Consider the following 26637-nt stretch of genomic DNA (forward strand, 5'->3'; position numbering starts at 1 on the left):
GCTCCGTGAGCAACATCCCGAACGTCCTCGCCACCCGGTACGCCAGCCCCGAATTGCGGCAGTTGTGGTCGCCCGAGCAGAAGATCGTGCTCGAGCGCCAGCTGTGGCTCGCAGTGCTGCGTGCGCAGGCCGAGCTCGGGATCGATGTTCCTGCGGAGGCGGTCGCCGATTACGAGCGTGTTCTCGATCAGGTGGACCTCGACTCCATCGCTGCGCGCGAACGGGTCACCCGCCACGACGTGAAGGCCCGTATCGAGGAGTTCAACGCCCTCGCCGGACACGAGCACGTGCACAAGGGCATGACCAGCCGAGACCTGACGGAGAACGTCGAGCAGCTGCAGATCCTGCGGTCGCTCGAGCACGTGCACGCACACGGTGTCGCGGTCGCCGCCCGTCTTGCAGAGCGCGCCGCCGAGTACTCGACGCTCGTTATGGCCGGACGTTCGCACAACGTCGCGGCGCAGGCCACCACTCTGGGCAAGCGGTTCGCGTCGGCGGCCGATGAACTCCTCATCGCTCTGCAGCGCGTACGCGAACTGATCGATCGGTACCCGCTGCGCGGTATCAAGGGCCCGATGGGAACGGCCCAGGACATGCTCGATCTGCTCGGTGGCGACGCAGGCAAGCTCGAACAGCTCGAAGCGAAGGTCGCGCAGCACCTCGGCTTCTCACATGTGCTGACGAGCGTCGGCCAGGTGTATCCGCGTTCGCTCGACCACGATGTGCTCTCTGCGCTCGTGCAGGTCGGTGCGGGTCCGTCGTCCTTTGCACACACCGTCCGTCTCATGGCCGGACACGAACTGGTCACCGAGGGATTCCAGCCCGGACAGGTCGGATCGTCGGCCATGCCGCACAAGATGAACACCCGTTCGTGCGAACGAGTCAACGGGCTGCAGGTCGTCCTGCGTGGTTATGCCTCGATGGCGGCAGAGTTGGCCGGTGCCCAGTGGAACGAAGGTGACGTGTTCTGCTCGGTCGTGCGCCGAGTCGCGCTGCCGGATGCGTTCTTCGCGATCGACGGGCAGATGGAGACCTTCCTGACGGTGCTCGCCGAGTTCGGTGCATACCCGGCGGTCATCGAGAAGGAACTCGTCCGGTACCTGCCCTTCCTTGCGACCACCAAGGTGCTCATGGCTGCGGTGCGTGCAGGTGTGGGGCGAGAGACCGCGCACGAGGCCATCAAGGAGCACGCTGTTGCCGTGGCCCTGGCGATGCGTGAGCAGGGCCGCGAACCCGATCTGCTCGATCGACTCGCAGCCGACGAGCGGCTTCCGCTCGACCGTGCGGGACTCGATGCCGCCCTCGCCGACCGGTCGGTATTCGTCGGCGCAGCCGAGGAGCAGACCGCGCGTGTGGTCGGTGCCGTGGAGGTTTTGGTAACGCAATACCCGGAGGCGGCGACGTATTTGCCGGCTCCGATCCTGTAGATACAGGAGACGGCTACCAGGGGAGAGTTCGATGGGGGTAGCTGCACACAACAGGGGAGACGACAGTGTCGGAGAAGGTGGGAACCAACGGTCGGGTCAGGGACGCAGTGCGCACACGCACGGCGCTCCTCGATGCCGCGCTCGAGGTGTTCCTCAGGGACGGTTATGCCGAAGCGGCGACCGAAGAGATCGTGGCTGTCGCGGGCGTGACCAGAGGCGCGCTCTATCACCACTTCGCGAACAAGCGTGAGCTGTTCCGGGGCGTGATCGAGCGCCTTCAGAAGGAGGCCGAGGAAACCCTCGTGCCGAACGAGCCGTACGACGATCAGTGGGAGGCGTTCACCGCTGCCGTGCTCGCGTCCCTCGACGCGGTCTACGACCAGGCGACCCGCCGTCTGCTGCTGATCGAGGCGCCGGCAGTTCTCGGGTGGGCCGAGGTACGTGAGACCCACCGCAGTTCGTCGTTGCGCAGCATCGAACTGATGCTGGAATCGCTCCATCCGGAGGGCCCGGAGAAGTCGATTCGCGAATCGGTGCTTGCTCACCTGATCGTCGCTGCCGTCGAGGAAGCAATGCTCTACCTCGCGCACAGTGACGAGCCGCAGCGCGACCGCGCTGTCGTGGAAGCCGAATTGCTGAGGGTGCTCAGCGCTGCCCGACGGCCGGCCGTGGGTTCGTAGCCTCCTAGTGAGATCCTTACCTACGTGAACGACTGCATCTTCTGCGCGATCGTGGCCGGAACCGCACCCGCGAGCGTGGTCCTCGACGAACCCGACGTACTCGCGTTCATGGATATCCGGCCCTTCACACCGGGTCACCTGCTGGTGGTGCCGAAGCGTCACGCATCCGGTCTGAAGCAGCTCGATCCGGACGACGGAGCGGCGGTGTTCGCGGCGGGGCAGCGCATCGCCACAGCGCTGCGGGCGAGTTCTCTCCCGATCGACGGCGTGAACCTTCTCCTGGCCGACGGCGTGGCCGCGGGCCAGGAGGTGTTCCACGTGCACTTGCACGTCGTGCCGCGCACCGGAGGCGACGGTTTCGGGGTCCGCGCCCGGTCGCAGTCACCCAACCGGACAGTGCTCGACGGCACCGCAGATGCGATCAGGTCCGCCCTGACCGTGCCCGAGGAGTAACGCCGTGACGTATGTGCAACCGATCGCGCCGATCGGCGAGTCGATCGCGTGGTCAGCTCTTGTCGCGGTCCTCCCGCTCCTGACGATGCTCGTGATGCTGGCGGTGTTCCGCGTCAAGTCCTATCTCGCTGCGGCGGTCGCGGTCGTCGTAGCCGTCGCGGTCGCTGCGATCGTCTACAGGATGCCGCTGGTCTCGGCGGTCAGCTCCGGCCTGGAGGGCGCCGCGTTCGGCGTGTTCCCGATCATGTGGACTGTCGTCAGCGCCGTGTTCGTCTACCGGCTGACTGTCGAGACCGGTCATTTCGACGTGCTGACCCGGGCATTCGCGCGAATCTCCCCGGACCAACGCATCCTGACGATCGTGATCGCATTCCTGTTCGGCGCGCTCCTCGAAGCCGTCGCCGGTTTCGGAACACCGATCGTCGTCGCCACCGTCGTTCTCATCGGCGCGGGGCTCAAACCGGTCAGGGCGGCGGCCGCAGCATTGATCGCGAATGCTGTGGGGACACCTCTCGGCGTCATGGGCACCCCGATCCTCACCATGTCGAAGGTGTCCGAAATCCCGATCGAGGAGATCGGACCCGTCGTGGCGACGCAGGTCTGCTTGATGGCAGCGATCGTTCCCTTGGTGCTCGTCGCGGTCGTCGGGGGCGCCGCAGGGGTTCGGCAGACGTGGCCGGCGGCGATTGCTGTCGGTATCGCATTCGCGTCCGCACAGTTCGTGTGCGCAACCTACTTCGTGGTCGGACTGAGCAACATTGCGGGGGCTGCCGCAGGTCTGGTGGCGTTGCTTGTCGTGTTGCGATTCTGGTCGCCCACCGGGCAAGCGTCTGCCGCGCCGCAGCACGAACCCGACAGCACCCGCCGCGTGATCGAAGCGTTCGCGCCGTACGCCCTGATCGTCGTCGTGTTCCTGATCAGCCGCATCGAGCCGGTCGCATCGGTGTTGTCGCGCGCGACATTTTCGTTCACGTGGCCGGGGCTCGACGTGCAGACTGCGGCGGGCGGAGTGCCCGCCGCCGAGATGTTCACGCTGAACCTGCTGACCGCACCGGGCACGATCGTGTTCGTCGCGGCGTTGTTGTCGATCGCGTTGCTCCGTGTCGAGGCCGGGGACGCCCTGCGCTGTTTCGTTGCCGCTGTGGTGCAGTTGCGGTGGTCGTTCGCGACAGTGACGTCCGTCGTCGCGTTGGCATATGTGATGAACCTGTCGGGACAGACAGCGACGATCGGTCAGTTCCTCGCCGGTGCGGGGGCTGCATTCGCACTGCTGTCACCGGTTCTCGGGTGGCTCGGTGTCGTCGTGACGGGTTCCAACACGGCGTCCAATGCGATGTTCGGAAGCCTGCAGGTGTCGGCGGCGCAGCAGGCCGGACTGGACCCTACCGTTCTCGTGGCGGGAAACATGACCGGTGGAACGGCCGGAACCCCGATCGCGTTGCAGAACCTTGCGCTGGTCTCGTCGGTGGAGGGCTTGGCAGGCAGGGACGGGGTGCTGCTGCGCCGACTGCTTCCCGTGAGCCTCGCTGCGCTCGCCGTGTATTCGGTGGTGGTCTGGTTGCAGACCACCTCGGTGTTGTCCGCGATGGTGACCTAGATTCGTTGCACCGTTCGGCCCGGAGTTCCACTACGGTGATCTTGTGCCAGTACCGCAGCCGATCATCACGCCCCTGACCGAGGCGGCGATCTTCCTTGTCGTCACGGTGGACGAGGGAGGTGAGCCGGTCGTCCGGGATCTGCTCGGCGACCTTGCGGGACTGCGTCGATCCGTCGGTTTCCGGATCCCGGAAGGCGGGCTCTCGGTAGTTGCCGGCATCGGGTCGAAGTTGTGGGACCGATTGTTCTCCGGTTCCCGCCCCACCGAACTGCACGAGTTCGTCCCGTTGAACGGCGAGACACACCACGCACCGGCGACGCCGGGAGACCTCCTGTTCCACCTCCGGGCATCGACGATGGACCTGTGTTTCGAGCTCGCCGGGAAGATCAACGATCGGCTCCGCGGCGTTGCCACCGTGGTCGACGAAACCCACGGATTTCGTTACTTCGACCGCCGCGACCTCCTGGGGTTCGTCGACGGAACCGAAAACCCCGAGGATGACGAGGCGATCGGTGCAACACTGGTCACGGACGACCCCGGTTTCGCCGGCGGCAGCTATGTCATCGTGCAGAAGTATCTGCACGATCTCGCGGCCTGGAATGCGTTGCCGGTCGAAGAGCAAGAACGCGTGATCGGACGTACCAAGCTCGACGACATGGAACTCGACGACGACGTCAAACCAGCGAACTCACATGTCGCGCTCAATACGATCGTCGACGACAACGGCGACGAACGCCAGATCCTCCGGGCCAACATGCCTTTCGGGAATTTCGGAGCCGACGAATTCGGCACGTACTTCATCGGATACTCCGGCACTCCCGATGTGACCGAACGAATGCTGCGCAACATGTTCCTCGGCGATCCGCCCGGAAACCACGACCGGATACTGGATTTCTCCACGGCCGTCACAGGCACGCTCTTCTTCTGCCCGGCCATGGATTTCCTCGAAGACCTACCTCCGGCGCCGCCGGAACGGCCGGTCGTACCCGAACCGAACGCACCGACCGCCGGAGACGGATCCCTCGGAATCGGCCCTCTCAGAAGGAGTTCAACGCTGTGAACAATCTCTATCGAGAACTTGCCCCCATCACGGACGCCGCGTGGGCCGAGATCGAGGAGGAAGCGTCCCGCACGTTCAAGCGGCATGTGGCGGGTCGTACTGTCGTCGACTTCTCCGGCCCGCACGGCACCGATTTCGCGGCGGTCGGTCTCGGCCGCACCCGCGAGATCGACGCTCCTGCCGACGGCGTGCGTGCACGACAGCACCGGGTGGCGCGCGTCGTCGAACTGCGGGTGCCGTTCACGCTCTCGCGGGAAGAGCTCGACAATGTCGAGCGCGGCGCTCACGATGTCGACCTCGACGCGGTGAAGGAGGCTGCCAAGAAGATCGCGTTCGCGGAAGACCGCGCGATCTTCGAGGGCTATGCTGCCGCGGGAATCGAAGGCATTCGTGCTGCGTCGACGAATGCTCCATTGCATCTGCCCGACGATCCGCGCGACATTCCGGAGACCATCAGTCTCGCGCTGTCGGAGCTGCGCCTGGCCGGTGTCGGTGGCCCGTACTCGGTGTTGCTGAGTGCGGATGCGTTCACGAAGGTCAGCGAGACGTCCGACCACGGCTACCCGATCCGCGAACAGATCCGTCGCCTGATCGACGGCGACCTCATCTGGGCGCCGGCGATCGACGGGGCATTCGTGGTGACGACCCGTGGCGGCGACTACGACTTGCAGGTCGGGCAGGATCTGTCGATCGGGTATCTGTCGCATGATGCCGACAGCGTGCAGTTGTACTTCCAGGAGACCCTGACGTTCCTCGTGTACACGGGCGAGGCCTCGGTCGCGCTGCTCTCGCAGCCCTGACCTCGCAGCCCTGACCTCGCCTAGCGCTGACCCTGTTGCTGCTTCTGGGCGGCGGTGTTGACGCGGGCGAGGACTCGGTGCAGTTCCTCGAGTTCGGATATCTCCACGCCGAGCGCGTCGACGACCTGATTCGGGACGGATTCGGCGGCGATCCGCAGATCGCGGCCGGCATCGGTCAGATCGACGACCAGTCGCCGCTCGTCGACCGAGCTACGGGTGCGGGTGATCAGACCGAGCGTCTCGAGTCGCTTGAGTAGCGGCGACAGTGTGGGGGAGTCGAGCTGCAGGAGCGCGCCGATGTCCTTGACGGCGAGTGGTGCCCGCTCCCACAACGCCAGCATGACGAGGTACTGCGGGTGCGTCAGTCCGAGCGGCTCGAGGATCGGCCGATACACGGCGAGCACCGCACGGTTCGCCACCGACAGGGCAAAACACACCTGACGCTCGAGGGCGAGGGGGTCGTCGCCGGACGAGATCTGCGAAGCGGGGATGTCGACGCTCATGAGATCACCGTACCGAACCAGTCGTGCGCCAATGGATCGTGGGCGATTTGGTTCGTTTCCGATCCGGTGCATGGACGTCGGGCCGGAGAGTGGAGCTGACGCACCACGGCAGACTGGCCCGCGCGGCGCTATCTTCCCGCAGGTACCCCTGTTCGAGAAGGCAGGCGCGCTGCTTCACTCCATCGCTCGAAACCCCGCTCTCGTCGATGGCAATAAGCGGACGGCCTGGGCGGCAACATGGCTGTTCCTCGGTTACAACGGTATCCCTCTACGCGGCGGCTTCGACGTCGATTCTGCCAAGGCGCTGATGAACGACACTGCCACCGGCGCTCGCGACGTCGCCTCGATCGCCGCAGCTCTCGTGACGTTCGTGGCCTGACGGCCGCGTATGCCCGATTGCAGGGCGCGGACCGGAATTCGCTGCCGGTCGATCAGACCGTCTTCAACCACATGCTCCTGATGTGGCCATTCGACCCGTGGACAGCCCAGTCGACAGATCCCTACGCAGCGACTACCCGCTATAGGCTCTCACTGCAGCGGCAGAATCATCAGCTGCATGCCACAGCTCCGGGCAACCAGGACACCACCCCACACCTACAGATCCAGGGAGGGTGCATGACAACGATATCGACCACCACAGATCTTCCGCTCTCTGCCGAGCGCGCCCGGCAGCTGGCCGCGATTCCCGAGGTGATGCAGTTCGTCCTCGCGCCGGTGTTGACCTTCGCGATGGACGAGGCCCCGCCGCCGGATGTCTCTGTGACCCCCGGCTTTTGCGCGCGTGGCCGGGTGAAGTGGTTGGGCGTCATCCCGACCTGGACTCACGAGATCCGCATTGTCCGTCTCGATGATCTCGAGATCTACACGCATGAGCGTGGCGGCCCGGTACGGAGGTGGAACCATCGGTTGGCCTTCTTCCCGCTGGACGAGACGACGTGCCGTTACACCGACGAGGTCGAGGTCGAGGAGGGGCTTCGTGGGTGGGGGACGGCGTTGTTCGCCCGGGTGATCTTTCGGCATCGACATCGCCGGTGGCGGCTGCTCGCGTCCGTACTCGCAGCCGAACGGGATCGACATGTGCACGATGATGGTGAGGTGATCTCGCCGGGCGGAAACCCCGTGACGAGCTGAGTCACGACGCGAGGTCGCATGGAGGTTCAGATCTCCGGCCAGTGATGTTCCAATCCCATGAGGATGAACTCGATCTTGGTGTCCACCACACCCCGCTCACGCCAGGATTCGCGTGGTTCGATGAGCGATTCGCTGCCCACGGCTTCCTTCACGCGATCGAAGCCGGTGGTGCCGCTGTCGTCGACAGTCCGCATCGACTCCACACCGAGATGACAGGCAAAGACGGTGTCTCCGATGAAGTCGAGTGCGAACAGGGCCTGCTTGTCGGTCTTGTCGTGCGCCGCCAGGGCTCGGGCATACGCAGCGATGACCCCCTCGATGCGGGTGAAGGCGGAGGCATAGCTGTAGACCACCCGGCTGAGTCCGGGAAAGTCGTCACACACCCGCCAGCATTCGTCCGCCCAGAGTTGGAGCATCGTGTGCCAGTCCGCTGCGTCGTCGTCGGGCACCCGGATTCCGGCAGCAATGTGGTCGAGGCAGGCCACGACGATCTCCTCGCGCGACGCGAACAGACGATACAGCGCCGTGGTCGCCACGCCGAGGCGACGACCCACGGCAGACAGCGTGAAGCGGTCGAGGCCCTCGCCGAGGGCCGCATCGATGACGTCCTGCTCGGTGAAAGCCGGCTTCCGCCCGGCCTTCTTGCTCAGCAGGACCGGTGAGCCCGCGTTCGTGCCATCGACATGGTCCATGCCATAAGGCTAGTGGGCCAGCTGCCAGCCCTGCGCCTCCTCGAGCCGACGCCAGAACTGAGAGTATGTGCCTCCGGCAGCCAGCAGTTCCTCGTGCGTCCCCTGGCTCTCGATCCGACCTTGGGCATCGAGCGCGACAATCTTGTCGGCTCCCATGATCGTGGCGAGCCGATGGGCGATGACGACGACGGTCGACTCTTCGCGCAGTCTCTCGATTGCCGCGACGATGTTCGCTTCGTTCTCGACATCGAGAGCCGATGTCGCCTCGTCGAGCAGGACGATCGGTGCCTTCTTGAGCAGGGCCCGCGCGATGGCCACTCGTTGGCGCTCTCCGCCGGAGATGCCCCGGCCACCTTCTCCGACCCGTGTGTGCCAGCCGTCGGGTAGCCGCTCGGCTATCTCCGTGACGCCGGCGAGGTCAGCAGCCTCCCGGATCTCCGCCTCCGTCGCCTCTTTCCGACCCACCGCGACGTTGGCCTCGAGTGTGTCGTCGAACAGATAGACATCCTGGAACACCATCGACAGCTGGCCCATCAGTTGCTCGGAAGTCTGTTCGGCCACGGGGAGACCGCCCACCAGTACCCGGCCCTCGTCGGCGTCGTAGAAGCGGCAGAGAAGCCGCGCGATGGTCGTCTTGCCGCTGCCCGACGGACCGACGAGAGCCACCATCGAACCGGGGGACACCGTCATCGAGACATTGCGCACCGCCGGTGAGGAATCGGGTGAGTAGGAGAAGGTGACGTCGTCGAGTTCCAATCTGCCCGGTGAGGGCAGTGTCCCGGGGTTGCCGGGCTCGGGCAGGGCCTGCGCCGTGAGTACGTCGTCGAGCGCGTCGAGCAGCGGTCGTCGCGACTCCAGACCCATCGCGCTCTCGGTGATCGCCGACAGCGTCGAGGTGAAGCGCAGTGCGAGACCGATGAATGCCAGTGCCGGGATCGGTTGCAGTGCACCGTCGGTGGCGAGCGATCCGGTTACGGTGATCAGCACCACGACCACGCCCTGGGTGACCATTCCGCTGAGAAGCATCCCGATCGTCTCGAGCCACAGCCCGCGCTTCTTGGCCGAATACGCACCCTCGAGCGCGTACCCCAGCGGCGCGTAGTCGTCGGTGCGGGCACAAGAGCGGATGGCGCCCTGGCACTGTGCGTACTCCACAACCCGGTTTGCCAACGTGGCTTCCTTCGGCTCGTGTATCGACCTGCCCTTGCGCATCAGTGCCGTCGACACCAAGGTGATGAGGACGAACACCGGCACCGCAGCGGTGAGGATCAGACCGAGCGCGGGGTCCCAGAACCACGCGGCGACGATGATCACGATTGCTGCCGTACTGCGCGAGACGAGCGGCCCGAACATGTGGGCAAAGATCTCGCCCGCCGACATCAGCTCGGACGACACCATTCGGGACAGTGCCCCCGCCAGCGGCCGTGCGAACCACCCGAGGGGCTGCTTGGCGACCTGATCACCGACCAGACGATGGAAGCTTCGTAGGAAGTCGAGCGCGACGTCGTAATTGGCCTTGCTGGCCCAGTAGTTGAGCAGGAAGCTGGCCACCGACAGGCCGCCGAGCACCCACAGCCAGCCGGCAAGTCCCAGCCCCCAGACGGCATCGTCCTCTGCCAGTGCGCTGATGGTGGGGAGGAGAGCCGCGAGCGCGAAACCTTCGACCAGGCCCACGATCACGCTGGCGGCGATGGCAGGCCGCATGTGCTCCGGGTGTGAGATCATGCGCTGCATCCGGGGGACGATATCGATCAGCGGAAGTTTCATCGGTGGGTTCCTTCGCGGTCGTTGCCGCCGGCGGGGCCGGCTTCGGGGAGACGCGTCTCGGCCCCGGTCACTCGCCACAAGCGCGCATATTCGGGGTGGCTGAGCAACTCCTCATGGGTCCCGATGGCCGACACACGACCGGAATCGATCACGACGATCCGATCGACCCCTTTGATGACCTCGGGACGATGGGCGATCACCAGAACGGTCCTGCCCCGGACAAGGGTGGACAGGGCTTGTTGGATGTGGTGCTCGGACTCGGGATCCGTGAGGGCGGTAGCTTCGTCGAGGATCAGGATCGGGGCGTCGACGAGCAGCGCTCGGGCGATCGCGATGCGTTGCGCCTGCCCGCCGGACAGCCCCGAATCCGTGCCGTAGATGGTGTCGAAGCCGTCCGGGAGGGCCTCGATGTCGTCGAGAATCCGGGCGGCTGCCGCCGCTTCCCGAACCTGCGTGTCGGTGGCATCCTGCCGGCCCAACACGATGTTGTCGCGGATGCTGATGCCGAGCAATTGGGGATCCTGCAGGACGAAGCCGACATGGGAATACAGATCGGTGATCCGGTCGAGCGGTACGCCACCGATTCGGATGGTCCCCGACCGAGGATCGTCGAAGCGGGCGAGCAACGTGGCTATCGTCGATTTGCCCGACCCGGAGGGGCCGATGAGTGCGGTGACAGTCCCTTGCCGAAGGGTGAATGTGACGTCATCGACGGCGAGTGCCGCATCGGGACCGGAACCGTAGGTGTAGCTGACGCGGTCGAATACGACTTCGTGGGAGCGGAGTTCGTGACCATCTGCATCGTCGGAGTGCGACAGGATCGGGGCGTTCACCAGATCGACGAGCCGCAGCGCGGCGCCCCCTGCCATCTGCTGGGCCCACATCGAATTCATCAGGCTCTCGAGTGCGTACGGGATCAGGAGCGCGATGAGCGAGGTGGCGAGTACGTCGGCGGTTCCGACAACGTCGTGATGGACGAGTACGGCACCGACGCCGATGTTGATGAGCAACACCAACGGCACGGCAAGAACTGACGTCCCGAGGGCGGAGACTCGAATCAGTGGTTTGACCCAGGCCAGGTAGAAGTCGTAGAAGTCATCGGCGGCCTCCTGATAACGGCGGTGGGCACGTCCCACGCGTCCGAATGCCTTGACAACCGATATGCCGGTGACGAATTCGACCATCCGCGCCGACACGGTGGACAGTCGCTGATCCATCTCCGCGGTCTTCTCGCCCATGCCGCGCATCGATCCGGCCATCGCCGCGGCATAGAGCGGGATCGTCGCGATTGCCAGCAGTCCCAGCCGCCAGTCGATGATGAAGGCATAGACCATCAACGCCAGAGGCATCACCATCGCGTTGGTTCCGTCGACAGGCTGATGGGCGATGAGGTGATGAATGGTTCCGATATCGTCCTGCAGCGCTTTGCGTACGCGTCCGGAGTTGGTGGACGTGAACCACGCGAGGGGAGTACGGGAGAACCGTCTTACCAGACGGAGTTGGATGAGGTGGCCGAGCTTGATGTCGGCGAAGTGGGTGACGAGCAAGGCGGTGAAGTAGATGACCAGTCGGAGCCCGAAGGTGACGAGGAGAACCCGAATCCACATCCCGACCTCGTCGCCGTCGACGGGAGCGTTCGAGTTGTGTGCACTGAGCAGCAGGTCACCGATGCGCACCAAGGCGATATAGGGGACCACTGCGAAGATTCCTGACACTGCCGCGAGGATCCGGCCGACGGTCAGGCGCGCCGACACCGGACTCATCAGCTCTTTCAGCGCGCGGGCACCTGCCTTCTGTTGATCCTTCTGTTCGTGGGCGGAGTCGGATTTCCGTCGCTGGTCCTCTGAGGGGGGATCGGTAGCAGGTGCGGTGGTCGTCATGGCACTCCTGGGCGTCGGGCAAACCGGCTGTCATCGGTAGCCAGGGGAAATTAGGTTAGGTTTGCCAAAACTATTTATGAATGGCGTTCACTTTAGGGCGCACGCCTGCAGGACGCAAGGGTGAAGTTCATGTACATCCATTGCGCGGCAACGCACTGACATCCGGTCCCGGCACCAATGACGCACCGGCTGTGATGCGCGATCGCGCACACACCACAGCCGGGTCGATCGAACTATGCGACAGCGAGCTCGTTCGGCTGGTCCGGGAGCTCGGTGGATTTCACGATCACACCGGTGGTGAGATCGACGGCGTGAATGGTATTGCTCGCAGGTTCGGTGACATATCCGATATCGCCGTCGACCACGAGGGCCGGGTGCGGGTTCTGCCACTCGTCCGGCCCTTCCCATGGTGCGATCACGGGGTACTGGCCCCTCATCTCACCGGTGGCAGGGTCCATGACATAGATGGATCCGTCGGTTGCGAGAACGTAGGCCTGGTCGTTCGGTCCGCGAGCGATGCCGCGCCAGGTGTACTCGATACCGTCGGGCAACTCGATCGCTTCGTACGTGTGCGCTTCGGTGTCGATCAAGGTCACCATGTTCAACAGGTAGCCCTCGGCGTCGGGGTCGTTCTTGTAGTCGCCGACGATGAGCGGGCTCGTTTCCGATACGTAGGCGTTGCCCATCCGTCCGTATTCGTCAGGAGCGGTGAGCTTCTCGAACGCGCCGTCGTGGTAGAGCAGAGCTCCGTCCTCGCAACCGAAGACCACAGCCTCATCGGTTGCTGTTCCTTCCCCGTGGACGCCGGGGCACTCTTCGCTTCGCGCCACCTCGTTCGAATCCGTGTCGAGTGCCCGCACACCGGTACGGCCGTCGGCGTTGCCGATGGTCGTGAGTAGCGTGCCGTCCTCGAGGACGATCGACACCCCGTGGTGGGCTTCATCGCCGGGAACCATCCGGGTCGAAGGCAACTCGTTGTTGTTCGTCAGCAGCGCGTCGGTGTCGAACACGACGGTGTTGCTGGTGCCGTCGTCGTAGAGGACGGTTTTGCCATGGTGGCGGACGACGTGCGCCGGAGTCTCGGCCTCGAAGACGAGATCGGTCAGTTCCGGTGTGGCGGTGTCGAGTACCTGGAAACCGCCGGTGGTCGTCACGAGAAGATGGCGGCCGTCGCCGACTGCGTTGAGCCGGGTGAACTCTTCGGAGTCGAACTCGCCGAGAATCTCGAGGGTGTCCCCATCGAGTACTACCAGCCCGTTCTCGATCGCGACCGCAATGCCTCCATCGGTCGAGGCGTCAGCGGAGGGCGAAACGGTGGTCGGGTCGGTTACCGTCTGCTCATCCGATCCGCTACATGCGGTGGCCAGCAATGCGGCGCCGACTGCAGCCGCAATTGCTCCTTTTCCGGGCACATGTCGTAGTCTCATCGATCTTCCTCTCGGTATACGGTTATCAGGGAGAGAGCCCGGCGGTGATGCGCTCGGTGTTGGCGCGCATCATCTCCAGGTAGGTTTCGGCGCCTTGTCCGGGTTCTGTGAGCGACTCCGTGAACAGTTCGATCACGTCCACGTCGACGCCGGCTTCGTCGGCGAGGACCTGGACCAGGCGGTCGGGTTGTGACGATTCGGCGAAGATCGCCGGTACACCGGATTCGACGATGGCGGAAGAAAGTTCGCGCAGGTCGCTCGCGCTGGGCGACGCGAGCGTCGTACCTCCGGGGATGATCGCGCCCACGATGCGGAAGTCGAATCGTTCAGCAAGATAACCGAAAACGTGATGATTGGTCACCAGGTTGCGCCGGTCCTCGGGGACGGAATCGAACGCCGCGGTCATCTCTTTCTCGAGTTCAGCGAGTTCCTCGCGGTAGCGTTCGGCGTTCTCGTCGATCGCCGCCTTGTCGATGCCGTCGATCGATACCAGCGCGTTTTCCAGTGCGTCCACAACGTCGCGCATGCGCGCGGGATCGGTCCAGAAGTGAGGGTCGGGTGTACCTTCGTTCTCCTCGGAGTACGCGAGAACGTCGATGGTGTTACCTGCGACGAACGTGTCCACGCCCGCATCTGCTGCCCGATCGAGGTGCTGCTGCAGCCCTTCTTCGAGGCCGATCCCGTTCGATACCACCAGATCGGCTCGACTCAGAAGGCTTGCTTCCTGTGCTGAGATCTCGAAGGAGTGCGGATCTGCATTGGGTTTCATGAGCGTGGTGACCTCGGCGGCATCACCCACCACATTCTCCACGACGTCCCCGAGAATGTTGGTGGTCACGACGACCGTCGGCCGGTCCTCGTTCTCGCTTGTGCTTCCGCAGCCTACGAGAGTGAGCATCCCTGCCAACGCCGCACCGACCAGACGGGTTCGTCGCATCATCGCCCCGTCTCCGCGAAAAAGACGGGAGTGGTAGGTGTTTCGAGAGTCCGGGCAAGCCGCGCGTTGTCGGCATAGGCGATCTCGTAGACGACGCCTTCCGCCGGAGCATGGATGTATGCACGCTGCCGGTCGACTGTCAGTTCGACGCTCTCGAGCAGTGCGGGGTCTGCGATGCTCCGAGGCAACAGTGGCTCTGTGGCCGCGACTTCATCACCCGAACTGCCGTCGTACACCCGAACGCGGCCACTTCGATCGAGGGCGACGATATGCTCGTCCGCATCATCGGCGGCCGACACCCGGAGGAGCGGCTCGGTGGTCGGGATCAGCTGCCAGGTGCGGGCACGGGTGTCGAGTAGCCAGATGCCCTCGTCGCCGGCCCGTGCGGCGACACTCGGGCGCCCTTTACGATTGTCGAACTCCACTGCGGGCGTGTGAGTCCCTTCCGGGTAGGGGAGGTGCTCGAAGGTCACGTCCCCGTCTTCCGCTGTCGCGAGCAGAGCGCCGGTGGCGCACCCGATCACGACTCCGACCCGGGTGGTGATGGTGCCCTGTGCGTCGGGACATTCGACGCTCTTCCCGTCGACGGGTGTCCCATCGGCACGATGGAAACGCACTTCCGTGGCCTGTCCTCGATCTCCTGCGTGGGTGACCAGGGCCCCGCCCCCGAGGGGGACGGCAAGTCCTGGATGTGGCCCGGTGCCGATCCGGAACAATTCGCGTATCTCCCCTTGCGAGAGAGCCTCGTTGTCCAACAACACCGCCTCACCGGTGAGAGGGAAGAAGAGGCCGGTACCACCGATGGTCGACGTGTTCGATGTCGAAACCGACGGTATGCCTTCACCGGTGACGTTCCCGAGCAACTTCGGGGCCGCCCGGTAGTAGTGGAAGTGGTCTACGTGATCCCAGGTCCACACACCACTGTCGACGATGTCGACTCCTTGTTGCGTCGTCGCAAACAGGTATCGCCCGTCGGATGCGACAGCAGACGGTGCGGAGATGGTGCCCAGCTCCGTGGTGGTGTCGTCGAGAAGATCGAGCATGCCGACTGCACCCGCGGCGTCGATGCTCACCAGGTGCAGCGGCGGTTCGGCAACCTCCTCCGCTCCTGCAATCGCGCCGTGGCCGTCACCGGTGGATCGATCGGCCTCCGGTATCGGCGGGGTCGAATCGGCGGACTGGGTTGCGCAGGACGACAGCGCGATAGTTGCGGTCGCGGCAAGTGCGGTCAGAATCCCGCGTCGTAACATTGTGTGCTTTCTGATCGACAATTGTTCAGGTCAACGGTTTTCGGCGCAGATCGAGACCGGCGGTTCATCTCCGGCATCTCCGAACTCCTCGGTCGGGTGCACGTCACGGTCGTGGCGATGACGGAAACGATTGCGGGTACTGCGAGTGATCGCGGATGTCAGGGCCAGGCAGATGGCGCAGAACGCGATCGATGCGCCGGCGGCAGTTCCGAAGTGCCATGAGGTGAGCAGACCGGAGGTGACGGCCGCGAATCCGAACACCGTGGCGAGGAGCATCGTCGAGGGAATGCGTCCGGTCCACTGGTGGGCCGCGACGACCGGGCCGAGCAACAGGGCCACTACGAGGAGCGTTCCGACCGCCTGGTACGACGCGACCACGGCGAGGGTGACGAGTGCGACCAGCATCACCTGTGCGAGCTGAGGGCGGAGACCGAGGGTGTGGGCGATGCGCGGATCGAACGCGGATGCCACGAAGGAACGGTGGAACTTGGTTGCGATACCGAGTGTGATCATGAGTGCGCTTGCGAGCGTGACGATCTCCGCAGTCCGGATCGCGAGGATGTCACCGAACAGAATGGTCGTCGCATCGGTGGCGAAGCTACGTGAATGAGAGACGATGATGATGCCACTCGAGAGCATCGCGACGAACAACAGGCCGATGGTCGTGTCATAGGACAGGCGGCCTCGCCGTTGCAGGGCACCGATCGCGGCGCTCATGGCTCCGGCGCTGATCGCTCCGCCCGCCAGCACGGGCAGACCCAGGACTGTGGCCAAGGCAACCCCGGGCAGCATTCCGTGGCCGATCGCTTCACCGAGAAAAGCCATGCCGCGGATGACTACCCAGGTGCCTACGACACCGCAGATCGCTGCGACGAGGGCACCTCCCAGAAGGGCGCGGACCATGAAGTCGGTGGTGAAGGGATCGCTGAGCCAGGACACGGGTCAGGAGCGTAACTGGTAATGACAACGATTACCAATTGCTATAGTCGCATGAATGAAGACTTCGACCTCCGTATTGACGGCGCGATCCCTGAGCTATGCCTACGACGGACGCGATGTTCTGCACGGTGTCTCCGTGACGCTCCGTCGTGGAACCGTGACAGCAATCGCGGGCCCCAACGGCTCGGGTAAGTCGACTCTCATCGAGTTGCTGGCGGGAGTTCGAACTCCCCGCTTCGGAAAGATCTCACGATGCGGCGCGGTGGCGCTCGTCGTCCAACGGCCATCCGTCCCCGACACCCTGCCGGTGACCGTCTTCGATGTCGTCACCATGGGAACCTGGGCACGACGGCTGGACCGCCGGAGTACCCGCAGCGCGGTCGTCGAGGCCATCGAGAAAGTGGACCTCACGGGATTCGAGAAGCAACCACTCGCGGCACTCTCCGGCGGGCAACGGCAGCGGGCCCTCCTTGCGCAAGGAATCGTGCAAGAGGCACCGATCCTGCTCCTCGACGAACCCGCCGCAGGGCTGGATTCGGCCAGTCGCCGACGCACACGCGAGATCCTCGCCGAGTATGCGACCCGTTGCGGAGCGGCAGTGGCTTGCGTGACCCACGATGACGAATCCATCGCCGCCGCAGATCGCGTGCTTCGACTCGAGTCCGGACGCGCAGTGGTGCGCTGAAGCGAGTGACCGGTCGTCGCAATCGATGCTCGGGGCCGCGTTCGTGTGACGCCCCGTCAGGGCTGGTAGTCAGGGTATTTCGTGTGCAGTTCGAGATAGCCGGCGACGTTCGCCTCGAGCCAGTCGTCGCCGTCGCCGGGGGTTCGGCCGTCGCAGACCGCATCGCCTTCGATGCAGACTCGTTGGACGGGGATCTCACCGAATTCGCTGCGCGCGCCACCGAGCGTCACGCCGGGGACGATGGGGCCGGGGAACAACGTCTCGACGCCCCGGGTGTCTCGGGGATCCGAGTACAGGATGCCGCTGATCCGGGACGGCGGGACTGATCCGTCCTCCGCGATCTCGGCGAGGACGTCGCCGGCAATGGAGGCGCCCTGCGAGTAGCCGAGAATCAACAGATCAGCGTCGGGGCAGGTGCTGTGCCGGGCGGCGATGGTCTCGCGGAGTCGCTCATGCCCGATCTGCTTGGATCTGTCGTAGGCGATGGCGCCGTCGTCGTCCAAGCCGTCGCCGTCGTCGTGCGAACCGGTACTGGGCATTGGTACGACCACCGCGGGGTAACGGATGTGTTCGACAACGGTGCCCGGGCCACGATGACGGTCGGAGATCTCTGCGAGTGGCGAATCCGGGTCGATCGAGTCCGGAGTGCTGAAGCCCTTGGTGCCGTCGACCGCGAGGACGTAGCGGTCGGGGCACGGACTCGTATCGTCGGCAGCAGCGGTGGGGGCGGTGACCAGCACGGCGCCTGCGGTGGTGATCAGTCCGGCGGCGAGCATGCAGAGAAGACGAGTGTGGGTACGAGTGGTCCGGGGCATGCGCGGTTCTCCTGGTCGGCCCCCGACAGGCGATGATCGAAGTCGATACTAGCGAACTCCGGGTCCGCGGTCCTGTCTACTTTGTCGCTTTTGCAGTGAAGGTGATCACACCGCGTCAGACGGTAGCCCTGTCATCCGCAGGGTGAGGTTCAGCCGGCCCCGTGCTATTCCGAGACCTGGCCCGCAGGAGTTCGGAAATACCGACGGCACACCGTGATACGCAAACCTCGACGGTCCGCCGAACACGAACAGATCCCCGGACTCGAGCCGGATGTCGGTGTAGGGCCGGCCTCGCGTCTCACAATTTCCGAATCGGAAGACGCATGAATCGCCGAGGCTCAAGGACACGATCGGTTCGGCGACGCGTTCGTCCTTGTCCTGATGCATCCCCATTCGCGCGTCGGCGTCGTAGAAGTTGATCAGGGCTGTGTCCGGCTCGTAGTCGTCGGCAGGGCGGGAGTACGCGTCGGCGACCGCTCGGCGACCGAGGTCGGCGAGCCATCGGGGGAGAGGTGCGACGGGCGCGTCATCGACATCCACCGCCCTGCGGGTGTAGCGGTACGGAGACCAATGCCACCCCAGGCAGACCGTCTGCACCGACATCACTCCGCCTCCGGGGAGGGCGGTGTGTCGCATCGGTGCCGGACCCCGCGCCCAGTTGCGGCATGCCTCGACCAGCCGGCGCTGCGCGTCGCGGTTCAGCCACTCGGGCACGTGCACTGCCCCGGGGGCGACCTCGCGACGTGCACGGGGGATGGGCAGCGGTTCGTTCACTGTCGCGGCTCCTCGATGCTTTCGTCGTCCGGGGCGGTCGGCTGTCATCCGCCGATCACGTATAAATACAGAATGCCGAGCTCCGACATCGACGACACCTTCGACGACTCTCCTCCGTCGATGGCACCGTCGTCGTTGTTGCGCGACCTTCCGGTCACCGAGCGGGGGCTGCGGACGCGGTCGTCGTTGATCGCCGCTGCCCGGACGGTATTCGAGAGTGCGGGTTACCTCGACACCAGGCTCGTCGACATCACCAAGCACGCGAAGTGTTCCGCGGGCACGTTCTACACCTACTTCTCGAGCAAGGAAGAGATCTTCGCGGCGGTGCTCGAACTGGCGCAGGAGGACATGCTGCATCCGGGCATGCCACGCGTGGCCGACGAGGATGATCCGGCGGCGGTCGTGGAGGCGAGCAACCGGGCTTATCTCGAAGCGTATCGACGCAACGCGAAGCTGATGGGTCTGCTCGAGCAGGTCTCGCACATCGACCCGGTTTTTCGTGAGCTGCGTCAGAAACGCGGCGACGCCTTCATCCGGCGCAATGCACGCAGCATCGCGCATCTGCAGGACCGCGGCCTCGCTGATCGCGAGGTCGACGCGCTCCTGGCATCGAGGGCCCTCTCCGGCATGATCAGCCGACTTGCCTTCTCCCACTTCGTCATCAACGAGGACGAGTCCGCGAACATGGACGAGCTCGTGTATACCGCGACTCGACTGTGGGTCAACGCGCTGCGGATCCCTCACGGCGACTGATCGTTCCGGATTCGGCGTGGTCCGTCGTAGCATGCGGGCATGACGACGACACGCATCGCCGCACTTGCGGTCCTCGCTGCTGCGGCCTGTGGTGCATGTAGCCAGCAAGAAGTATCCGTGACCCGTAACGGCACCGCGGTGCCTGCGGTCGCTGTCCCGGTATCGGCGCAAGATGTCGACCCGTGCGCCGCAATTTCTCCCGAGACGCTCGATGCGGTGGGCGCGGGCGATGCGATGCCGCGTGAGTTGCTCGCCGAACCCGGGTGTGAGTGGTCCGGGGTGAACTCCTACATCACTCCTGACGCGACGCTGTGGGTCTCCGGCAGATCCGAGCCCGACGATGTGTGGGAGCGCACGACCGTTGCGGGTACCGAGGTCGAGATCTGGACTCTCACGCCGGAGATGGGCCGATACATTGCGCGATTCGACGACCTCACTCTCTCCCTGAACTACAAGCGAGCTCGAAGTGAGATTCCCGCAGGCGAAGCGCTAAATCTTCTGATGGCAGACGTATTGCGCGCGTACGGTCGCGTCGAATAGCAACTGTGGTCCCGTTGCCTCGTTCGCGGGGCGGGGCGCCGCGAACGGTTGAAGTTGACGCCGTATTCAACTTATAGTGCGGTGGACGAGGTGTACGGCTGCGGGGAGGACGAAGTGGACGTTGCTGGGAAGGTCGCCATCGTGACCGGCGGAGGCAGCGGGATCGGTGACGCCCTGGCTGCCCGGCTCGTGTACACAGGTGCCCGCGTTGTCGTGGTCGACCTCGATGTCTCCGCCGCGGAGCGCACGGTTGCGCGCATCGACGCCGAACATCCCGGCGGTGCCGTCGCGGTCGGTGCCGACGCCTCCGATGCCGACGCGATCGCGCGGGTCATCGGGATCGCAGAGAGCCGCTTCGGGCCGGTCGATCTGTACTTCGCGAACGCCGGCATCACCGGCATGCACGGACTCGACCTCGACGAAGACCAGTGGGAGAACGTCTTCGACGTCAACCTCCGGGCGCACATCCGTGCGGCGAAACTACTCGTCCCGGGATGGGCCGAGCGTGGCGAAGGCTACTTCGTGAGCACCGCGTCCGCGGCAGGCCTGCTCACCCAGATCGGTGCGGCAGGATATTCCGTCACCAAGCACGCTGCCGTCGGATTCGCAGAATGGCTGTCGGTGACCTACGGCGACCAGGGCGTCCGCGTCAGCTGTATCTGTCCGATGGGTGTCAACACGCCGCTGCTCTACTCCGGCAGCAATTCCGGTGAGTCACTCGGCGACCTCGGAACTCGCGCCGTGACGTCCTCCGCAGCGGTGCTCGAACCCGCGGATGTCGCCGAGATCGTGCTCGACGGCATCCGCGACGAGCGGTTCCTGATCCTTCCTCACCCGGAGGTACTCCAGATGTACCGGAACAAGGGTGCCGATTACGACCGGTGGCTGCGCGGAATGCGGCGCTACCAACGGTCCCTGATGTCCGAATCCTGATCGACTCTCGAGGAGTTTGCCGTGTCTTTGTTCGACCTGTCACCGCGCGCCGAGAAATATCGGGCGGATCTGCTGGAATTCATGGAGTCCCACGTCTACCCGGCCGAGGCCGTCTATCACCGTCAGATGGAAGAAGCCGGCGATCCGCACTTCCACCCGCCCATCATGGAGGAACTCAAGACGGAAGCGCGCTCGCGCGGGCTGTGGAACCTCTTCCATCCGCATCCCGAGTGGGGCCCAGGGCTCACCAATCTCGAGTATGCGCCCCTCGCGGAGATCATGGGCCGGAGCCCATTGGCGTCGGAGGCCTGCAACTGCGCCGCACCGGACACCGGCAACATGGAGGTGTTCACACTATTCGGAACAGAGGAACACAAAGAGAAGTACCTGAAGCCGTTGCTCGACGGCACTATTCGCTCGGCCTTCGCGATGACCGAGCCCGACGTCGCGAGTTCGGATGCCACCAACATCGAGATGTCGATGGTTCGTGACGGCGACGACTACGTCCTCAACGGGCGTAAATGGTTCGCATCCAACGCGATGCACAAGAACTGCAAGGTGCTCATCGTGATGGGCAAGACCGACCCCACCGCGGCCCCTCACAGGCAGCAGTCGATGATGGTCGTCCCCATCGACGCCCCCGGTGTCACCGTGGTGCGCAACCTGCCGGTCTTCGGCTACCACGACCGCGAAGGCCACGCCGAGATCCTGTTCGAGGATGTGCGCGTGCCGTCGAAAGATGTTCTCGCGGGCGAAGGCGAAGGCTTCGCGATCAGCCAGGCGCGTCTCGGGCCCGGGCGCATCCACCACTGCATGCGCGCGATCGGCGTGTCGGAACGCGCCCTCGAACTGCTGTGCCGACGTGCACAATCGCGCGTCACATTCGGCAAGCCCGTCGCCGACAACGCCAACATCCAGGACTGGATCGCCGAGGCCCGCATCGAGATCGAGATGATCCGCCTTCTGACCCTCAAGACCGCGTACCTGATGGATACCGTCGGCAACAAGGAAGCGCGCACCGAGATCGCGGCGATCAAGGTCGCCGGACCGAATATTGCACTGAAGATCGTCGACCGGGCGATCCAGGTCCACGGTGGTGGCGGAGTCACCGACGACTTCCCACTCGCCATGGCGTACGCGCATCTGCGCACACTGCGTTTGGCCGACGGTCCCGACGAGGTGCACAAGCGCGCGATCGCCAAGCAGGAACTGCGCAAGTACCGAGACCTGCGGCCCACGTCATGACGGGGTTCGATCTGACGGGCAAGACCGCGATCGTCACCGGCGGCTCCCGCGGTATCGGACTGGAGACTGCCCGTGGTCTCGCACAGGCGGGAGCGAACGTCGTCGTGACCTCACGCAGCCAGGAATCGGCGGATGCCGCCGCGGCCGACATCGGCCCGGCTGCGCTCGGTGTGGGAGCGCATGCCGTCGACGACAATGCTGCGCGGCGATGCATCGACATCACCCTCGAGAAGTTCGGCCGCATAGACATTCTCGTCAACAACGCCGGCACCAACCCGTCGTACGGCCCGCTGGCCGACCAGGACCACGCGCGGTTCGCGAAGACCTTCGACGTGAACGTGTGGGGCCCGGTGTTGTGGTCGTCGTTGGTGGTGAAAGCGTGGATGGGTGATCACGGCGGCAGCATCGTCAACACCGCGTCGATCGGCGGAATGAAGTTCGAAGCGAACATCGGGGTGTACAACGCGTCGAAGGCCGCACTGATCCACCTCACAAAGCAGCTCGCGCTCGAGCTGTCGCCGATGGTCCGCGTCAATGCCGTCGCACCCGGTGTCGTGAGAACCAAGCTGGCCGAAGCACTGTGGAAGGACCACGAGTCCCGGGTCGCGGCCTCCACGCCGCTCGGGCGCATCGGTGAACCTGTCGACGTCGCCTCGGCTGTGCATTATCTCGTCTCCGATGCGGCGCAGTGGATCACCGGTGAGGTGATGGTGATCGACGGTGGCCGGTTGCTCGGCAACGCGCAGTCGTTCCGGCAGGGAAGTGCACGCGATGTCTGACACCGTGGTGGTCGGGATCGAGACCGAAGCGGTCACGACGTGGGTCGCAGGCATCGTGCCGGAGTTCGCGGGGCCGCTGACATTCGAGCGGATCGGGCTGGGACAATCCAACCTGACCTACCTGATCAGCGACGCATCCGGGCGGCGGTGGGTGCTGCGACGGCCGCCCCTGGGTACGCTGCTCGCTTCCGCACACGATGTTGCGCGGGAAGCCCGGATCCTTTCGGCCCTCGAGCACTCGGCCGTTCCGGTACCGCGCGTGCTTGCGGTGACCGACAACCCGGCGGTCTCCGATGCGCCGCTCGTCCTGATGGAATTCGTCGACGGGCTCGTCGTCGACCGGATGGCCGTGGCCGAGGAACTCACACCCGGGCAGCGACGGGCGATCGGGATCCGCCTGCCGCGGACACTCGCGGCGATCCACGCCGTCGACCTTGCCGAGATGGGATTGGCGGATCTCGCGAGCCACAAGCCTTACGCCCTGCGCCAGCTCAACCGGTGGTCGGGCCAATGGGAACGCTCGAAGACGCGAGAGATACCCGACCTCGACGACCTCACCCGACGGTTGCTGGCCAACATCCCGGAGCAGCGGGAAGTGACCCTCGTGCACGGCGACTTCCACCTGCGGAACCTCATCACCGCACCGCAGAACGGTGACGTGCGAGCTGTCCTCGACTGGGAGTTGTCCACACTCGGAGAACCCTTGGCGGACATGGGAAGCATGCTCGCGTATTGGAGTGAACCGGGTGAGCGCACCGCGGGCGACTTTCCGGCCACACAACTGGACGGCTTCCCGAGCCGGACCGAACTCGTGGAGATGTATCTTGCCGAGACCGGTCGCGACCCCGCCGCACTGAAGTTCTGGCATGCGCTCGGGTTGTGGAAGGTGGCCATCATCGCCGAAGGCGTGATGAGACGCGCACTCGACGACCCACGCAACAAGGCAGCCGCGAGCACCCCGACCGTGGAGCGCATCGACGCACTCGTCGGCGCCGCCATGGCGGTGGCCGCGGATGCCGGTATCTGACCGACCGAACACCAACGAAGTAGAGGCTGTGATTTCGTGAAAGCGTGGCGTGTACACGAACTCGGTGAGCCGCGAGACGTTCTCAGGTACGAGGACATCGACGAACCGGTGGCCGGGCCCGGCCAGTTGCTCGTACGAACGTTGGCAGCACCCGCCAACTTTCCCGACGTGCTGTTGTGTCGGGGAAAATACCAGCTCAGGCCTGCGCTGCCATTCACTCCGGGCGTCGAACTGTGCGGTGAGGTGATCTCCGCAGGTGAGGGTGCCGCCCGTTACTCCGTAGGCGACAGGGTGATCGGGAACCCGAATCTGCCACTCGGCTCGTTCGCCGAGTACACCGTGATGGACGAGGTGAACGCCTTCGCTGCGCCGGTGTCGCTCGACGATGCCGAGGCATCCGCGCTGTTCATCGGATACCAGACCGCGTGGTTCGCGCTACACCGCCGAACGCAGCTGCGCGAGGGCGAAACGCTTCTCGTGCACGCGGCTGCGGGCGGCGTCGGCAGTGCTGCGATACAACTCGGGAAGGCGGCCGGTGCGCGCGTCATCGGTGTGGTGGGCGGACCGGAGAAGGCCGAGTACTGCAAACGCCTCGGCGCTGATCTCGTGATCGACCGGCACACAGATGATTTCGTGGCAAAGGTCAAGGAGTTCACCGGAGGTAGGGGCGCTGACGTCGTGTTCGATCCCGTCGGCGGCGACGCCTACGCGGGCTCGACGAAGTGCATCGCGTTCGAGGGACGGATCGTCATCATCGGGTTCGCAGGCGGAACCATCCCTACTCCGGGCCTCAATCACGCACTGATCAAGAATTATTCGATCATCGGACTGCACTGGGGCCTGTACAAGGAGTACGACCGTGCGGTCATCGAACAGTGCCACAGCGAACTCACGGCGCTCACCACCTCCGGGGCGATAGCACCTCTCGTCAGTGAGCGGTTGTCGTTGTCGGAGGTTGCGGACGGAATCGCGCGGCTGGGTGAGGGAACGACCGTGGGCAGGGTTGTGTTCGTTCCGTAGCTGCACGCCGGGATCCAGTATCGGCCGGCGGTGGGAGAACCGCCGGCCGATACTGTCATCTCGTCAGTTCTTGACGTATCTGATGCCGAGCGTGAGCACGATGGCGAGGACGCACATGACTACGAGCATGGCGCACACGGCTCCCAGTGCTGCCACCGTCGGTGTCGATGATCCGGGGACTACGAGGGAAGCGAGCAGCACTGTCGTAATCGACGTGCCCACCGCCATCGCGGCGGTGCGCACGACCGACTGGCTTCCGGTGATCTCGCTGGTGTTGTGCTCGGGGACGAACTCGACCAGCAGGTTCGGCAGTGCCGTGTATGCGAAGGCCGTCGCGATGGACACGGTGATGACCAGCGCGGTCATACCGACCACGGAACCGCGGAAGACGAAGAATGCGCCAGAGGCGATCATGAACAGGGTGGTGCCGAGCAGCAACGACGATCGAGCGCCGACTGCTGCAGCAATCTTGCCTGCGAGCGGAGTGAAGAGCATTCCGATCATTGCGCCGATGAACGAGAGCATCCCGGCGTGGGTGGCCGACAGGCCGAGTCCGAACGGCGCGGTGTCCGGGGTCTGCATGATGATCGGGATGAGCATCGTCGTCACGCCGATCGGGCCGACTCCAAGCGCGATCGTGGCGAGCATGGTGAACGCGACGTTGCGCTCGGCGAGCAACCGGAGGTTGATGATCGGGGATTTGCGGGCGAGTTCCCAGCGCACCCACCAGGCGAAGATCGCAATACCGACCACGAGTAGGCCGAGCACGCGGGTATCTCCCCACCCCCAGGACTTGCCTTGGGTGAGGGCCAGGAGGATGGCGGTCACCGAGATGGCGAGGCCGATCGCGCCGACGAAATCGACCTGCTGACGTTCGGCGTCGCGATGACGCCACGGCAGCACGGCCTCGACAAGGACGACGCAGCCGATGGCATAGATTGCGGTGACGACGAACATGTACCGCCAGTCGCCGAGATCGATGATCAGGCCTGCGACCAGGAGCGAGGCGGCACCGGCGGCGACTGCGGATCCGGAGATCAGCGCGATGGCCATCGGTACCTTCTTCGCCGGGAGGTGTTCACGGGCGAGTCCGATGCACAGCGGCAGGATCGCACCGGCGACACCCTGGATTGCGCGACCGATGACGACGGCCCACAGCGACCCGAATGCCATGCTGATGATCGATCCGACTGCTGCGCAGATCAGGACGACGATGAGAACGCGCTCTCGGCCGTACATGTCGCCGAGGCGTCCGCATACTGCCGCGGATGCGGCTGCAACCAGCAGGAATGAGGTAACGGTCCATCCCACAGCAGATGAGTCTGCTGCGAACACCTGAGTGAAGGTCGGAAGTGCGGCGTACATCATCGACGTCTCGAATGCGCTGATGATCTCAACTGCGATAAGAACGGAGACGATCACCCAGACCGGCCGGGTCCGTTCGAATCGTTTCTCTGAGCGGGTTGATGCGGGGCGGCCGGGTATCACCGATGTACTCATTCGAGCTCCTGAATCCTGGGGAC

At 64.7% G+C, this 26637-nt stretch carries 26 protein-coding genes and 1 pseudogene; 16 read left to right on the top strand and 11 right to left on the bottom strand.

Annotated features, from left to right (window positions below):
• Nucleotides 1-5: 5 nt before the first annotated feature.
• The 6 genes from purB (at nt 6) to ACSYG9_RS13825 (ending at nt 6017) form a co-directional block, all read left to right on the top strand.
• The gene (purB, locus tag ACSYG9_RS13800) at nt 6-1427 is read left to right on the top strand and encodes an adenylosuccinate lyase (protein WP_454838716.1); all 1422 of its coding nucleotides are present in this window, start codon (nt 6-8) and stop codon (nt 1425-1427) included.
• Between the two features lie 65 nt (nt 1428-1492).
• Complete coding sequence (locus tag ACSYG9_RS13805) at nt 1493-2107, top strand: TetR family transcriptional regulator (protein ID WP_440123107.1); 615 nt, start codon at nt 1493-1495, stop codon at nt 2105-2107.
• 24 nt (nt 2108-2131) lie between these two features.
• On the top strand, nt 2132-2560 hold the full coding sequence (locus ACSYG9_RS13810) for an HIT domain-containing protein (protein WP_440123108.1): 429 nt from the start codon (nt 2132-2134) through the stop codon (nt 2558-2560).
• A gap of 4 nt (nt 2561-2564) precedes the next feature.
• Nucleotides 2565-4157 carry an L-lactate permease gene (locus tag ACSYG9_RS13815; protein ID WP_454838719.1) on the top strand — a complete coding sequence of 531 codons (1593 nt, stop codon included), beginning with the start codon at nt 2565-2567 and terminating at the stop codon, nt 4155-4157.
• A 43-nt stretch (nt 4158-4200) separates the two neighbouring features.
• Nucleotides 4201-5217 (top strand): Dyp-type peroxidase, encoded by a 1017-nt coding sequence (locus tag ACSYG9_RS13820; RefSeq protein ID WP_454838721.1) that lies wholly within the window; start codon nt 4201-4203, stop codon nt 5215-5217.
• Nucleotides 5214-6017 carry a family 1 encapsulin nanocompartment shell protein gene (locus ACSYG9_RS13825; RefSeq protein WP_454838723.1) on the top strand — a complete coding sequence of 268 codons (804 nt, stop codon included), beginning with the start codon at nt 5214-5216 and terminating at the stop codon, nt 6015-6017. The genes ACSYG9_RS13820 and ACSYG9_RS13825 overlap by 4 nt, the downstream gene beginning before the upstream one ends.
• A 20-nt stretch (nt 6018-6037) precedes the next feature.
• Here ACSYG9_RS13825 and ACSYG9_RS13830 read toward each other — a convergent pair whose 3' ends face one another.
• Entirely contained in the window at nt 6038-6520 is a 483-nt protein-coding gene (locus tag ACSYG9_RS13830; protein ID WP_440123112.1) for a transcriptional regulator, SarA/Rot family, read from the bottom strand.
• Nucleotides 6521-6668: 148 nt separating this feature from the next.
• Here ACSYG9_RS13830 and ACSYG9_RS13835 point away from each other — a divergent pair.
• Together ACSYG9_RS13835 and ACSYG9_RS13840 are read left to right on the top strand one after the other, a co-directional pair.
• A pseudogene (locus ACSYG9_RS13835) lies at nt 6669-6899 on the top strand (type II toxin-antitoxin system death-on-curing family toxin); the annotation flags it as partial.
• 236 nt (nt 6900-7135) lie between these two features.
• Nucleotides 7136-7651, top strand: a complete 516-nt coding sequence (locus ACSYG9_RS13840; protein WP_454838725.1) for a hypothetical protein — start codon at nt 7136-7138, stop codon at nt 7649-7651.
• A gap of 26 nt (nt 7652-7677) precedes the next feature.
• Here the strand turns inward: ACSYG9_RS13840 and ACSYG9_RS13845 are convergent, their stop codons facing one another.
• The 7 genes from ACSYG9_RS13845 to aztB form a co-directional block, all read right to left on the bottom strand.
• The gene (locus tag ACSYG9_RS13845; RefSeq protein ID WP_440123115.1) at nt 7678-8343 is read right to left on the bottom strand and encodes a TetR family transcriptional regulator; all 666 of its coding nucleotides are present in this window, start codon (nt 8341-8343) and stop codon (nt 7678-7680) included.
• A 9-nt stretch (nt 8344-8352) separates the two neighbouring features.
• Entirely contained in the window at nt 8353-10110 is a 1758-nt protein-coding gene (locus ACSYG9_RS13850) for an ATP-binding cassette domain-containing protein (protein ID WP_440123116.1), read from the bottom strand.
• Nucleotides 10107-11990: an ABC transporter ATP-binding protein gene (locus ACSYG9_RS13855; RefSeq protein WP_454838728.1), complete on the bottom strand. Its 1884-nt coding sequence runs from the start codon at nt 11988-11990 to the stop codon at nt 10107-10109. Before ACSYG9_RS13855 ends, ACSYG9_RS13850 begins: the two co-directional genes overlap by 4 nt.
• Before the next feature lie 233 nt (nt 11991-12223).
• Entirely contained in the window at nt 12224-13417 is a 1194-nt protein-coding gene (gene aztD / locus ACSYG9_RS13860) for a zinc metallochaperone AztD (protein ID WP_454838730.1), read from the bottom strand.
• A 25-nt stretch (nt 13418-13442) separates the two neighbouring features.
• Nucleotides 13443-14357, bottom strand: a complete 915-nt coding sequence (gene aztC / locus ACSYG9_RS13865) for a zinc ABC transporter substrate-binding protein AztC (protein ID WP_440123119.1) — start codon at nt 14355-14357, stop codon at nt 13443-13445.
• Complete coding sequence (locus ACSYG9_RS13870) at nt 14354-15604, bottom strand: ABC transporter (RefSeq protein WP_454838732.1); 1251 nt, start codon at nt 15602-15604, stop codon at nt 14354-14356. Before ACSYG9_RS13870 ends, aztC begins: the two co-directional genes overlap by 4 nt.
• A gap of 30 nt (nt 15605-15634) precedes the next feature.
• Nucleotides 15635-16543, bottom strand: a complete 909-nt coding sequence (gene aztB, locus ACSYG9_RS13875) for a zinc ABC transporter permease AztB (protein WP_454838734.1) — start codon at nt 16541-16543, stop codon at nt 15635-15637.
• A gap of 55 nt (nt 16544-16598) precedes the next feature.
• Here aztB and aztA point away from each other — a divergent pair, with 55 nt between their 5' ends.
• On the top strand, nt 16599-17228 hold the full coding sequence (aztA, locus tag ACSYG9_RS13880) for a zinc ABC transporter ATP-binding protein AztA (RefSeq protein WP_440123122.1): 630 nt from the start codon (nt 16599-16601) through the stop codon (nt 17226-17228).
• Between the two features lie 56 nt (nt 17229-17284).
• Here the strand turns inward: aztA and ACSYG9_RS13885 are convergent, their stop codons facing one another.
• A complete protein-coding gene (locus ACSYG9_RS13885; RefSeq protein ID WP_440123123.1) occupies nt 17285-18043 on the bottom strand; it encodes a cutinase family protein in 759 nt (252 codons plus the stop codon).
• A gap of 105 nt (nt 18044-18148) precedes the next feature.
• Nucleotides 18149-18817 carry an alpha-ketoglutarate-dependent dioxygenase AlkB gene (locus ACSYG9_RS13890; protein WP_440123124.1) on the bottom strand — a complete coding sequence of 223 codons (669 nt, stop codon included), beginning with the start codon at nt 18815-18817 and terminating at the stop codon, nt 18149-18151.
• Nucleotides 18818-18889: 72 nt separating this feature from the next.
• On the opposite strand from ACSYG9_RS13890, the gene ACSYG9_RS13895 reads away from it, so the two are divergent.
• The 7 genes from ACSYG9_RS13895 to ACSYG9_RS13925 all read left to right on the top strand — a co-directional run bounded on the left by ACSYG9_RS13895 (nt 18890) and on the right by ACSYG9_RS13925 (nt 25114).
• Nucleotides 18890-19570: a TetR/AcrR family transcriptional regulator gene (locus ACSYG9_RS13895; RefSeq protein ID WP_454838737.1), complete on the top strand. Its 681-nt coding sequence runs from the start codon at nt 18890-18892 to the stop codon at nt 19568-19570.
• Between the two features lie 39 nt (nt 19571-19609).
• Nucleotides 19610-20110, top strand: a complete 501-nt coding sequence (locus ACSYG9_RS13900; RefSeq protein WP_440123126.1) for a hypothetical protein — start codon at nt 19610-19612, stop codon at nt 20108-20110.
• 114 nt (nt 20111-20224) lie between these two features.
• Nucleotides 20225-21043, top strand: a complete 819-nt coding sequence (locus ACSYG9_RS13905; RefSeq protein ID WP_440127656.1) for an SDR family NAD(P)-dependent oxidoreductase — start codon at nt 20225-20227, stop codon at nt 21041-21043.
• Nucleotides 21044-21064: 21 nt separating this feature from the next.
• The gene (locus tag ACSYG9_RS13910) at nt 21065-22288 is read left to right on the top strand and encodes an acyl-CoA dehydrogenase family protein (RefSeq protein ID WP_440123127.1); all 1224 of its coding nucleotides are present in this window, start codon (nt 21065-21067) and stop codon (nt 22286-22288) included.
• Nucleotides 22285-23067, top strand: a complete 783-nt coding sequence (locus tag ACSYG9_RS13915) for an SDR family oxidoreductase (RefSeq protein ID WP_454838740.1) — start codon at nt 22285-22287, stop codon at nt 23065-23067. Before ACSYG9_RS13910 ends, ACSYG9_RS13915 begins: the two co-directional genes overlap by 4 nt.
• Complete coding sequence (locus ACSYG9_RS13920) at nt 23060-24094, top strand: phosphotransferase family protein (protein ID WP_454838742.1); 1035 nt, start codon at nt 23060-23062, stop codon at nt 24092-24094. Before ACSYG9_RS13915 ends, ACSYG9_RS13920 begins: the two co-directional genes overlap by 8 nt.
• A gap of 36 nt (nt 24095-24130) precedes the next feature.
• On the top strand, nt 24131-25114 hold the full coding sequence (locus ACSYG9_RS13925; RefSeq protein ID WP_440123130.1) for a zinc-binding dehydrogenase: 984 nt from the start codon (nt 24131-24133) through the stop codon (nt 25112-25114).
• 63 nt (nt 25115-25177) lie between these two features.
• Here the strand turns inward: ACSYG9_RS13925 and ACSYG9_RS13930 are convergent, their stop codons facing one another.
• Nucleotides 25178-26614: an MFS transporter gene (locus ACSYG9_RS13930; protein ID WP_440123131.1), complete on the bottom strand. Its 1437-nt coding sequence runs from the start codon at nt 26612-26614 to the stop codon at nt 25178-25180.
• Nucleotides 26615-26637 lie beyond the last annotated feature (23 nt).

Source organism: Rhodococcus sp. SJ-2, from assembly GCF_053750035.1.